The following is a 12,251-nucleotide window of genomic DNA, read 5'->3' on the forward strand; positions in this document are numbered from 1 at the left end:
ACGGGACTTAGCAGGCAGCTTATGCCTCGCCCCGGCCCAGTGATAGTTAGGCGGCACAAAGCGCCTCGGTTATCGCTTGGCGCATCCGCAGGACGGGCAGCCTGCCCGGCTTTGCGCAAGCGCCATCCGGGCGCCGACCGGCTGCCGATTTGAGGTGACGTCGACCGTGTCAGCGCAATCCTTGGCTTCGGCAGCGTTCCTGCCGCCAACACTCCTCCTGCTGCTCGCGGTAGCCGGAGGCCTTCTGGCATGGCGGGGCTGGAGACTGGGCGGCTTGGCAGCGGCCGCTGCGGCGTTTGGGGTCATCCTTCTCGCGACTCCTGCGGCTGAGAACTGGTTGTTGGGTAGCCTGGAGCGAGAAGCAGCACGGAGCCCGGGTACCGCCGCGGAGCCTTCGGCGATTATCGTGCTCGGTGGCGACGGGGCTCTGGGCGCGGATGGCCCTGAGATCGGGCCGCTTACCCTGGAACGGCTGCGCGCCGGCGCGGCGTTGCACCGCCGCACCGGCCTGCCGTTGCTCGTCACCGGAGGGCCATTGTCGAAGGGTGCCACTCCCATCGCCAAGCTGATGGCCGAGAGCCTGGAAGCGGATTTTGGCGTGGCGGTCCGTTGGGTGGAGGCGGAGGCACCCGATACGCGCGGCAATGCCGAGTACAGCGTCGGGCTTCTCAGGAGCAGCGGGATCGGCTCGGCCTACCTTGTCAGCCATGGCTGGCATCTTCCGCGCGCCGCCGAAGCCTTTGCGCGGCTGGGGTTTCCTGTCTCGCTGTCGCCGATCCGCGTCAGCCCTCTCCCTCCGGGCCGGCTGACGGACTGGATTCCGCGGACCGATCACCTGGCGTGGAGTTGGTACGGCATCCGGGAATATGCCGGACGGCTGGTCTATCGCCTTCGGGACGGCACGGCGGAGGGCCGTCGGAATGTTTTACATACCGCCGAAGATGGGCGTAAAATACATTGACGTTCAAGCTCTTACAGCTTGGTTTGGAACTTGCTACCTTCGGGTATCTCGACCCGGAGCGAGGACGTGGCGCCATGCGCGTGACTGAGGATCGTATGTCTTTGACAGCATGCCGCCGTGCGGGGCGGGCGGTCGCGCGCCGGGCTATCACTCGGGCCTGGCGTTAGCGATGCACTCAGTTAGTCAGCCTTTCCTTCTCGCCGAACCAGACAGGGGACAGCCGCTGGTCGATACCCCCAAGCAGTCGAGCCAGATCGCGCCTTCCCGCAGGGCATCGCCGCATGTTGCGCCCGCCGCGTCGGATAGGCCGGACCGTTGTCTCCCGGATTGGTGGGACGCCTTCCTCGCTCCAGCTGGGACCGACGACTTCTTCGCGTCCCGCGCCTGGTACGCCTCCCTCTTGGCTGGGGCCCTGCCTGATGGTGCATCTGTCAAAGCGCTGGCCCTGCGTGACGCAGTGCTCCTTCCGCTCATGGAGCGTGAGGGTCGGCGGAGCTCGCTGACCACCCCCTACACGATTTCCTGGCGCCCCCTTCCTGCTGCCGGTTCATCCGCCGCGATGCTGCGCGAGGCCGGGCGCGATCTCTCCCGCCTCGTGCGGCATTCCGCCCCGTGGCGGTTCGATGCTGTTGATGCCACGGCCCCCGGGCTAGCACCCCTGATCGAAGGGATTCGCAGCGGCGGCGTCGCGGTTCTCCAGCACGACCATTTCGGCAATTGGCACGAGGCATTCCCGTCCGGAACGAACTGGGACGCCTATCTTGGCGCGCGCGACCCGGCTTTGCGCACCACCATCCGGCGGAAGCTCGCGCGCGCAGCGCGCATCACCGACTTCACCCTCATCGACGCACCCGGCGCAGGCATCGAAGCCGGGATCGCCGACTACGAAGCGGTTCGCGACCGGAGTTGGAAACCTTACGAGCCCAACCCGGGCTTTGACGCCGTTCTGATGCGCATGGCTGCCGCACAGGGCGCGCTGCGCCTCGGCGTGCTGCGGGATGCGGCGGCGGGAACGCCAATGGCTGCACAGTACTGGATCCGCTCCGGGGAGCGGGCCTATCTGCTCAAGCTCGCCCATGACGAGGCACGCCGTGCTGATTCACCCGGAACGGTGCTGACCGCCCTGATGATCCGCCATCTTCTCACTGAGGGCGTCCGAGAGCTGGATTTCGGGCGGGGCGATGATCCCTACAAGCGGCTCTGGGTCGGCTGCCGGCGGCAGCGGATCGGGCTGATTCTCGCCAGCCCCTTGACGCTGGGCGGGCTGGCGGCGGTGGCCCGCCACGGCGCCGGCCGGGCTCGCCGCGCGGTGCGCGCGAGGCTCGGGAGGGGCGCGGCATGAAGATCCTCTATTCCCACCGCATCGCGTCGCGTGATGGCCAGGGCGTTCATCTCGACAGTCTCGTCGCCGCGCTTCGGAAAGCGGGGCACACGGTTCGCGTCGTCGGCCCCGCGAGTTACGAGAACACGGCACTGGGCGAGGGAAGCCGCATGGTGTCCTGGCTTCGCCGGCGGCTGCCCAGCGCGGCCGGCGAGATTGCGGAGTTGCTCTATGGCGTGCCGGCCACGCGGCGGCTGGAACGTGCCGCGGCCGAGTTCCAGCCGGACGCCATCTACGAGCGGTACAACCTGTTCCACCTGGCCGGCGCCATCGTCGCGCGGCGCCGGGGCCTGCCCCTCCTGCTGGAGGTGAATGCTCCGCTCGCTGACGAGCGCATGCGCTTCGGCGGGCTGCGGCTTCGCCGCCTGGCGCGCTGGGCCGAGCGCTTCGTCTGGCTGCGGGCCGACCGCGTCTTGCCGGTGACCGAGGTTCTGGCCGCGCAGGTCGCCGCGGCCGGCGTGCCGCAGGAGCGAATTGCCGTCGTGCCGAACGGCATCCACCTCGATGAATTTCCGGAAGGCGCCCCAAGGATCGCTGAGGGGACGAAGCCACTCGTGCTTGGCTTCGTGGGATTCGTGCGGGACTGGCACGGGCTGCAGCACGTCATCCGTGCGCTCGCCGGCTGGAACGAGACCCCTCCCCTTTGCCTCACCGTTGTCGGGGATGGCCCTGCTCGCGAGGGTCTGGAGCGCCTGGCCGAGGAACTCGGCATCTCCCACCGGGTCCGCTTCACGGGGCTGGCCGGGCGAGAGGAGGTGCCGGGGCTGATCGCGGAGTTCGACATCGCGCTGCAGCCCGCGGCCGTGCCCTACGCATCCCCGCTCAAGATCTTCGAATACATGGCTGCCGGCAGGGCGATCGTCGCGCCGGACCAGCCCAACATCCGCGAGGTGCTGGAGCACGGACGCACCGCCCTGCTGTTCAATCCCGGCGATCCCGCCGCACTCTGGGCAGAGGTGGAGCGGCTCGCCCGCGACCCGCAGATGCGCGCCCGTCTCGGCACGGCCGCGCGGGCGGAGGTCGAAGCGCGCGACCTGACATGGGAAGGCAATGCGCGGCGCGTCGCCGCCATGGCAGAGGAGGAGGCCGCGCGCCGCGGACGCGCGGCATGAGCGATCCTTCCGTGCCCCTGGTCCTCAGCGTGTTCCCCAGCTTCGCGGTTGGCGGGGCACAGGTGCGCTTCGCGGCGCTCGCCAACTTCCAGGGGCGGAGGTGGCGGCACGTCGTGGTCTCCTTGGATGGCCGATACGAGTGCGCGGAGCGGATCAGCCCCGAAGTGCCGCTGCAGCGCCATCCATTCCAGGCGCCCCATGGAGAGCGCCTGCCCAGCCGCCTGCGCCGGATCCGCGAAACGCTGCGCGTCTTGCGGCCAGACGCGTTGGTGACAAGCAACTGGGGATCGATCGAGTGGGCGATCGCGAACCTCACGGGGCCAAGGATCCGCCATCTTCACACGGAGGATGGGTTCGGACCGGACGAGGTGCATGGGCAGAAGCCCCGGCGCGTCCTGACGCGCGCACTCGCCCTGCGCTGGAGTGAGGTCGCCCTCCCCTCCTCCGGATTGTTGCAAACGGCCCGGGCGACCTGGCGACTGCCAGAATCCCGCCTGCATTTCATTGCGAATGGCCTCGACCTCACCCGGTTCCGGACGGATGGCCCGCGCGCCGATCTGGCCGTGCCGGGCGACGGCCCGATGATCGGCACCGTTGCGGCGCTGCGCCCCGAGAAGAACCTCGCGCGTCTCCTGCGGGCAGCGGCGATCCTGCGGGACGAGGGCGTGCCGATGCGGCTGCTGATAGCCGGGCGAGGCACCGAGGAGCAGGCGCTGCGGGATCTCACGCGAACGCTCGGCCTGGCAGACCGGGTGCTCTTCGCGGGGCATGTTCCGGACCCCTCGTCGCTCTACCGCGCGATGGACCTCTTCGCCCTATCCTCTGACACCGAGCAGATGCCCTTCTCGGTCCTTGAAGCCATGGCGAGCGGGCTTCCGGTGGCTGCGACCGATGTCGGTGATGTCCGCTTCATGCTTTCCGACATCAACCGGCCGCTTGCGGTGGAGCGCACCGACGTGGCCCTGGCCGGGGCGCTCCGCACATTGCTGAACGATCCCGCGCTCCGCGCGCGGATCGGGACGGCGAACCGGGAGAAGGCGGAGCAGGACTACGACCAGGGCGCGATGTTCCGCGCCTATGCCAAGCTGATCACCGGATGAGGGAAGTGCCCTCAGCTGTAGAGGTGGGCGCGTTCCTCCTGCTTCGCCGCATCGGCCCTCGCGACATCGCGCAGGATGCGCTTGCGGGCCAGTCGGTCGAACCAGGTGTCCAGGCCGTTCCAACGGACCTCCATGGCCGCGTGGTGCTCCCGGTAGAGGTCCACGACATGCTCCGGCATGGCTTCCACGCCACGCTCGAACAGCAGGGGATAGAGCATGTTCGCCTGCTGGCGGCGCACGGCGTAGCGCATGCGGCGGTTGCGATAGATGCGCCAGTCCCGCAGCGACCAGGGGGAAAGGGGCGGGTATGCGAAGCCGCCCCTCTCGGTCGCGGTAACGCGGCGGTCGTTCCGCGGTCCGCGCGTGTCCAGGTCGTGCTTGATCAGCGTGGTGACCAGCCCGTCCTCCCCGAACATCCCGAAGGGCAGGCGAAGGCCACGCTGGCGGAAAGCGGCCACGGCTTCGCCACGCAGCGCGTAGAGATTGCCCGCCATCTCGCGGTTGCGGACCAGCTTGGCCCGGAAGGCATCGCGGGAGCGGCCGGAGATGGGAAGCGCCGCGCATCCATTCGCCTCCGGCTCCGCCGCGAAGCGCTCCAGGAAGCCCGCGATCGATCCAGGCGCCGCAAGCATGTCACCGTCGGTGAAGACATGCGCGGCCGCGTCGGCCGGCGCCACCTCGTGCACGTAGGTGTTCCAGGCATTCGCCTTGTCGCCCCGGGCAATGACCACGGGATGAAGGGTGAAGCCCTGCGGGACATAGCTGCGGACCACGCGCTCCGTCCCGTCCGTGCAGCCATTGATCAGCACGTGAACCTGCAGCTCCGCCTCGCCAGCGAGGGCGGCCAGCGCATCCAGGCTGGCCGTGATCGCGGCCTCTTCGTTATAGGCGAAGATCGCGACCGAGACGGGGGAAAGGATCATCGGCCCTCGCTCTGCGGAGCTGCCCGCTTCACGGCGGGAATGTGTTGGATCGGCCAAGCGCCGTCAACTCGCCCGACCGGAGCCGCGCTGCACTATAACGACATTGGGCACCCTGACCTCTCCTCGAGCCGCGATACGTCGGCATGCAGGATATCCGCATTCACCAGGCTGCAGAACCTTTGCCGATGCACCGGATCCGGGCGAGACGGGAGGACAGCCTTGCGGATGCCGGCCAGCCCCCGGTCACCCGGCTGCGCGGATCTGGTAACGGCCAGGAGACGCCCGAGGTGAGCAGGAACGCAGCATGACCACCCCCGTCCTCTTCGTGAATTTCGGTGAAGATCATGTCAGCGGCCAGGAAAGGGTGCTGTTGGATCTTGTGACCGGGCTGGACCCGAGCCGTTTCACGCCCGTGGTCTGGTGCAACAGCCGCCGCCTTGCGCAGGCTTGTACGGAGGTAGGGGTCACGGTCCACGAGACGCAGTTCGAGTTCTACTTCGACTTCTCGTCGCCCCGCTTCAGCCCGCGGCGCTACCTGTCCTTCGTCGGTGAAGCGCTGCGGCTGATCCGTTCGCACAAGATCCGCGTCATCCATGCGAATGGCGCAGCGCCCGTGCAGTGGCTTGCGCCGGCGCGACTGATCTCCGGCTGCAGCCTCGTCCTGCACCTTCACACGCGCTACCTCCGGCGCAGCCGGTACGTGCTCCTGGCACACGCGGTTGACCACGCCGTCGGGGTCTCCCGGCAGGTCACCGAAGGCCTCCTCGAGGATGGCATGCCGGCCGACCGGGTCGAGGTCATCCACAACGGGTTCGATCCCGCTCGCGCAAGCACATCGGACCGCGATCTCAGAAGCGAGCTCCAGATACCGGCGGATGCGTTTGTTGTCTGCTCCCTCGGCACGCTCGTACCCCGGAAAGGCTTCGACACCCTCATGCGGTCCGTCGCCAGCCTGCCCGATTCCGTGCAGCTTCTCATTGCCGGGGATGGCCCGCTCAGGAAGCCGCTGGAACAGCTGCGCGCAGAGCTTGGGCTGGAAAAGCGCGTTCACTTCCTCGGCAGGACGGAGGACGTGATGGCAGTTTACCGCGCGTCGAACGCCTTCGCCCTTGCCTCTCTGCAAGAGGGCCTGCCGCTGGTCGCGATCGAGGCAGCCTATGCCGGGCTTCCTGTTGTCGCGACCTCCGTCGGGGGCAATCCGGAAGCTGTCCTGGACGGTGTCTCAGGCCTGTTGGTTCCGCCGGGCGATCACGAGGCGTTGAGCGCCGCATTGCATCGCTTTTTGGCGGACCCGGAACTATGCATCCGTATGGGCAATGCCGGGCGCCAGAACGCCCTCGCCCGATTCAACATGAAGCAGATGCTCTCAAAGTTCGAAGACCTCTACATCGCCCTGTCCGGACCGGGTCGCCGCCTTCCCCTGGCGGCACGCCTCAGGCCGTATATACGGCTGGTGCGGCCGGGCACGAGCTTCCGGAGCAACTGATGTCCAAGCTTCGCGAACAGGCCGACATCATCCCGGATGCCAGGCCGAGATCCGGCGGCCCTGCGGGACGACCACGCGTGTGCCTGCGCCGCGCATCCGAGGTTGCGCCCGCATGAAGCCCCAGTCGCCTCAGCCCAGGGTCCTGCACATCTATCGCCGCTTCCACCCGGACTACACGGGCGACGGCATCTATTACACCCGTCTCATCCCAGCCATGGCCCGGCATGGGATCAGCGGCGAGATCCTGGTCTTCGAGACACGGCCGGACCACCGGGACGAAACCGCGATCCATGAGGGCGTGCGGATCCACTATCTCGCGAACCGGTATCCCGACCCATCCTGGCTGGACCTGCTGCGCTGGCTCGCGGCAAACCTGCACCGCTACGACGTGGTGCACCTGCACTCCCATGTGGACCGCCACTTTCTGGCCTATATCCTGGCCCGGGTCATGGGCCGCCCCGTGCTCTATTCCTGCACGCTCAATGACAGCCCGACCGAGCTGCTCAGCGACTACCGGCCTTCCTACCGGCGCCTTGCCGCACTGCTGATGAGGTCGATCAGCACCTTCGTGGTCATCAGCCCGCAGCTGCTCCGGCAGTCCCTGCGCAGCGTGGCAGAGCGCCGCCTTTCCTTCATCCCACAAGGCGTGGCGCTGGGTGCGACGCCCGTTACGGCGGAGCAGCGCGCCGCGGCGCGCAGCAGCCTCGGCCTCTCCCCGGAAGACTTTATCCTGCTGAATGTAGGGTCGGTCAGCCGGCGCAAGAATGTCAGATTCCTTGTGGATGTACTGGCCCAGATCGAGGACCCCCGCGTCAAGCTCGTCGTGGTCGGTCCGCTGCTCGAGCCTGACTACGCGGAGGAGATCGAGCAGGCGGCATCGCAGCTCGGCGGCCGCGTGATCCTGGCCGGCTTCCAGGAAGATCCACAGCTCTACTACACGGCCGCGGACGCCTTTGCGTTCGCCTCGACCGCCGAGGGATTTCCGAACGTCTTCCTCGAGGCGATGTCGCGTAACCTGCCCATCATCACCCGCTTCCTGCCGGGCCTCACCGATTTCGTCATCGATCATGGACGGAGCGGCTTCCTGGCCCATAGCACAGCCGACTTCGTCGCCGCCGTGCAGGCGCTGCGATCCGGGCCGGATGCAGCGAGGCACATGGGACTGGAGGGGCGTCGCTTCGCCGACCGCAATCTTGGTCTCGAGAAGGTGGCGCAGAGCTATGCGGCGCTCTACAGGCGCTCCGGAACCGGATCCGAACCTGACGCGCAGCCCTTCCCGGATTTCCGCCTCCGCTTCTCCAACACGGTGCGCGGTCCCTCCTCCTTCGACCTGCGTGAGTTCGATACGGCCCCGGGGCGCCCACCGGAGCTGCAAGTGGTGATCGACACCGAGGCCGACTTCGACTGGAACAAGGGCACGGTGACGGATACCGGACGTGTCTCCTCGATCGCCGGCCTGCGGGACAGCTTCCCGATGTTCAAGGCCCACGGGCTTTTTCCCGCGCTGGTCGTGGACTACCCGGTAGCCACGCAGGCACACAGCGCACGGATCGTGCAGGACCTGGCGGAACAGGGATGCGAGGTCGGCGTGCACCTGCACAGCTGGAGCACCCCGCCGCAGGTCGAGCCGAGGGATGACTGGCATTCCTTCTCAGGCAATCTCGGGCCCATGCTTGAGCGCGAGAAGCTCGCCCTGCTCACCAGGCATGTCGAGGCCCTGCTCGGCCATGCCCCCCGCATGTTCAAGGCCGGGCGCTACGGGCTTGGGCCTCATACGGTGGCGGCGCTGAAGTCCCTGGGATTCGAGACAGACCTGTCGATCTGCCCCAGCTACAACTATTCTGCGATGGGCGGCCCAAACTTCACCGGTTTCACCTCGCGGCCGGGCTGGTACGGGGAAGCGGGTGGATTGCTGTCACTCCCGACGACAGCGGCGCGGCTCGGCTTCATGTCCAGGGTCAGCCCGCAGCTGACGAACCGCGTTCTGACCGGCCGCCGGTCCGAACGGTTCGCGGCGCGGTTGAATGTTCTCTATCCGGTCCGACTCTCGCCGGAGGGCAACGATCTGGAAACCATGATCGCGCTTACGCGGCGGCTGTATGCTTCGGGATTGAGAATTTTCACGCTGAGCCTGCATAGCCCCACCTTGCAGGTCGGCAACACGCCCTATGCGCGGACGCAGGACGAGGTTCAGGCATTGCTCGGCCGCATCGACGCCTACCTTCACTTCTTCCGCGCGGAACTGGGCGGCCGTTTCTCCACACCCTCCCAGCTGCGCAGCAGCCTGATGCCTGCACAGCACCAAAATGGAGCCAGGAAGCAGTCGAGTGTCGAGAACCTGCATGGGATAAATTAACAGCGGCCGGTCCACAAGAGATTGTCATTTCTCAATCTCCTTCTTCGGCGGAATGCTCTCACTGCGACCATTCTGAAGATGTAAAGTCTTCAGCCTCACGTGGATTTGCCACTCCGGGACGCAACCGGTTGGTAAACCGCGCTGCTTTGCATGATGATCAGACGGACAAAGCACACGAGTCACGGGATTGTGTGGTTTTGCGAGCATATTTATTGGAAAGGCGTTACGATATACTTTAATTTGAAAGATGGATAGAATGGGCACCGGTGACAATTCTGGAGAGCCTGGATAGAAATTTGTCCAAGGGGTGAACAATGCTTATTTCGGCGATTCAATCGGGTAGGACGGCCATTCAACCAGGTGGGCCGAGTGTCGCGATCTCCGACAGCGACCGGAAGGCCCTGGCTGCGGCTATGATGAAGCCCGAGCGCGTTCCCGCCCGCTGGCGGGTAGTGCGCCAGGGGGATCGGCCGGATCGCATCCATGTGTTGCTGAGCGGGTTCGCGTGTCGCTACCGCCTGCTACCCGAAGGGCAGCGGCAGATCCTGGGCTTCATCCTACCTGGTGATGCCTGCAACCTCCAATTTTTTGGAGCGCTGGACTATTCTGTCGCCGCGCTCACCTCCTGCGACGTCGCAACTGTCTCCCGCCGCGAGTTGGAGCAGCTGGCCCAAGAGCGCCCAGGCATCGCCAGTGCCCTCTGGTGCACGGCAATGGCAGACCAGAGCGCGCTGCGCGAATGGCTCGTGTCCGTCGGTGCCCGTTCCGCCGTCGTGCGCCTCGCCCACATGTTCTGCGAGTTCCACACCCGGTTGATGCAGCTTGGCCTGGTGAACGGGACCAGCTTCAACCTGCCGATCACGCAGGTCGATGTGGCCAATGCGCTCGGCCTGTCCTCCGTTCACGCCAATCGTTCGCTGATGCAGCTGCGAACTCGCGGGTTGATGGAGTGGAAGGCCGGCCGGGTGACGATCCCTGATCCGGGCGCCTTGCAGCGCTTCGGTTCGTTCAATCCGTACTACCTCCACATGCGGACCTTCTCCTGCCCGTGGCCGGTTGAGCACGGGCCAGGCGAGAGCGCCGCAGCGGCCTGAGAAGATCCCCAGGGCGCCGTGGGAGGGTTCGGCGTCCGAAGATCCGAGGCGCCTTTCGCGCCTGAGAGCCGGTACCGGTCGCCCTTCCCGGCGTTGGAGAGCACGATGTCCTGGCCATCGGGGCCGCCCCTGAGCGCGCCTCCCCATGGACATGTCCAGCCGGCACAGCCGGCCTCCTGGATGGTGCGTAGGTGAACGGGGTCACCCCCGGCTGCTGGCTGTCATCCCTGTCCCGGCACGGGGAATCCTGTGATCCACCGCAGCACCTAGCCGCCCGCATCGCGGCCGCGTGCCTGCCCCTGCCCCTGCCCTGCCACCGGTCGAAGCGAAGCTGGCGGCACTGCGCGAGCCGGGCCCAGTGTTACCGGGGCGCGGTCCATGCGGCACGTCACGCGCTTAGCGCCGCGCCGCCTCCAGTGAGCCAGTCGAGGAGGCAAGCACCGCCTGCGCCGCGAGAGCCTCCTCCTGAGCCTGCAACACGTCACGCAGAAGCAGGCGCTCGGCAGAAAGGTCGCGTCGCTCGGAACGGAGTTCGATGATGGCGACGACGGGCCGCCCAGTGCCCCCCAGCACGGGCCTGAGGGCCTGCTTTGCGCGGGTGCCCAGCCCATCGCCGGCCGGTTTCCCACCGAGCCAGGTGGCGGCCGCCATCATCGGCCCGCTCTCCTGCGGCTGCCGCGCCCGCCACCGCGCCCCGGGCAGGGCGACGTCGAAGGTCACGTCCTCATCGCTGCCCCCGCTCACCGCACGCCGCCGTTCGGCCGCGACATGACTCCAGTTCGCGCCCGCAGGGAAGACGAGGAGGCGCGCGGTCAACACGGCGCCAGGGCAGTGCAAGGTGTCCGTGCCATCGCCCGTGCAGCCTGCCGGTGCGGCGAGGCGCGGCGCCTGAAGCACCGGCTGCGCTGAACCGCGGTCCAGGACGGAGGCGACGGCCGGTCCGGTCGCGAGAAGCGCCGCCGAAGCGGCGGCCGCGGCGGCAAGACGCATGGGAGCCGGAGAGGGCCCGGCGGGCGGCTCGCCCGGTGCGGCACGCTCCGCCGTATCCTCCCGGAAAGGCAGGCCGGCGAGAATGAGGAGGAAGAGCACGAAGCTGAAGAACACCCAGCCATACAGCACGTGGTCAGCCTCCACGGCCGCCGCGCTTCCCTGCAGATGCCCTATCACGACCAGCCCGAAGCCCCGTGCCCCATTTGCCAGGATCGGCACCACGACGGCCAGCGCCATCACCAGCAGCCGGCGCCCCGGTGAACGGAACATCACCGCCGCGTAGAGAGCACCGAAGGCGAGCGTCGCGATGATGAAGCGCAGGCCCGCGCAGGCCTCGGCGACATAGAAGGTTCCGGCGGGAATCTCGATGACCAGCCCGTCGATGTAGTGCGGAATACTGGTGAACGACAGGCCGAGCGCGATGAGCTTTGCCGTAACGGCCTGTAGCCACGGAACGGTAAAGGCGCCGAAGGGAACGAGGAAGACGAGATAGGCGATCGGCACCGCCATGGCGCGGCATACCCGCCAGCCCAGGACGGTGAGCAGCAGGGCGTACAGCATGGCGAGCGCGGTGAGCTGGCGGCCCTCCATGATCCCCATTCGCTCCGCGGCGAGCCAGCCGAGCGTGAGCGGCAACACCGCGAGCGCCCAGGGCAGCGAAGGACTGGGAAGAAGGGACGCCAGACGATCGCGTCTTGCCCAGGCGAGCCAGATGGCAATCGGCAGGATCAGTGGCCCATGATTATAGGCCGCCGAGGTCATCCAGGTGTGGACCGCGGCCTCCACCTCCTCCCGGAACAGCAGCAGGAAGGCCAGAACACCCATTCCAAGGGCGAGCGCGGCCATGC

Annotated in this window: 9 protein-coding genes; 7 read left to right on the forward strand and 2 right to left on the reverse strand. The window is 67.3% G+C overall.

Annotated elements, in window-relative coordinates; translation table 11 throughout:
- The first annotated feature begins 154 nt into the window (after positions 1-154).
- From J8J14_RS10075 to J8J14_RS10090, 4 genes are all read left to right on the forward strand, one after another.
- Entirely contained in the window at positions 155-961 is an 807-nt protein-coding gene (locus J8J14_RS10075; RefSeq protein ID WP_209379373.1) for a YdcF family protein, read from the forward strand.
- A gap of 457 nt (positions 962-1,418) precedes the next feature.
- Positions 1,419-2,303 carry a GNAT family N-acetyltransferase gene (locus J8J14_RS10080; protein ID WP_209379374.1) on the forward strand — a complete coding sequence of 295 codons (885 nt, stop codon included), beginning with the start codon at positions 1,419-1,421 and terminating at the stop codon, positions 2,301-2,303.
- Positions 2,300-3,454, forward strand: a complete 1,155-nt coding sequence (locus tag J8J14_RS10085) for a glycosyltransferase family 4 protein (protein WP_209379375.1) — start codon at positions 2,300-2,302, stop codon at positions 3,452-3,454. The genes J8J14_RS10080 and J8J14_RS10085 overlap by 4 nt, the downstream gene beginning before the upstream one ends.
- Positions 3,451-4,554 carry a glycosyltransferase family 4 protein gene (locus J8J14_RS10090; RefSeq protein WP_209379376.1) on the forward strand — a complete coding sequence of 368 codons (1,104 nt, stop codon included), beginning with the start codon at positions 3,451-3,453 and terminating at the stop codon, positions 4,552-4,554. The genes J8J14_RS10085 and J8J14_RS10090 overlap by 4 nt, the downstream gene beginning before the upstream one ends.
- 11 nt (positions 4,555-4,565) lie before the next feature.
- On the opposite strand, the gene J8J14_RS10095 is transcribed toward J8J14_RS10090, so the two are convergent.
- A complete protein-coding gene (locus J8J14_RS10095) occupies positions 4,566-5,477 on the reverse strand; it encodes a glycosyltransferase (RefSeq protein WP_209379377.1) in 912 nt (303 codons plus the stop codon).
- Positions 5,478-5,781: 304 nt separating this feature from the next.
- Between J8J14_RS10095 and J8J14_RS10100 the strand changes: the two genes are divergently transcribed.
- The 3 genes from J8J14_RS10100 (at position 5,782) to J8J14_RS10110 (ending at position 10,413) form a co-directional block, all read left to right on the forward strand.
- Complete coding sequence (locus tag J8J14_RS10100; RefSeq protein ID WP_209379378.1) at positions 5,782-6,963, forward strand: glycosyltransferase family 4 protein; 1,182 nt, start codon at positions 5,782-5,784, stop codon at positions 6,961-6,963.
- Between the two features lie 112 nt (positions 6,964-7,075).
- Positions 7,076-9,319, forward strand: coding sequence for a glycosyltransferase (locus tag J8J14_RS10105; RefSeq protein WP_209379379.1), 2,244 nt, complete (start codon positions 7,076-7,078; stop codon positions 9,317-9,319).
- Positions 9,320-9,732: 413 nt separating this feature from the next.
- A complete protein-coding gene (locus J8J14_RS10110; RefSeq protein WP_209379380.1) occupies positions 9,733-10,413 on the forward strand; it encodes a Crp/Fnr family transcriptional regulator in 681 nt (226 codons plus the stop codon).
- 396 nt (positions 10,414-10,809) lie between these two features.
- Here J8J14_RS10110 and xrtA read toward each other — a convergent pair whose 3' ends face one another.
- Entirely contained in the window at positions 10,810-12,249 is a 1,440-nt protein-coding gene (xrtA, locus tag J8J14_RS10115; protein WP_209379381.1) for an exosortase A, read from the reverse strand.
- Positions 12,250-12,251: the final 2 nt, after the last annotated feature.

The sequence above is a fragment of the Pararoseomonas baculiformis genome (genome assembly GCF_017813395.1).
GTDB lineage: Bacteria > Pseudomonadota > Alphaproteobacteria > Acetobacterales > Acetobacteraceae > Roseomonas > Roseomonas baculiformis.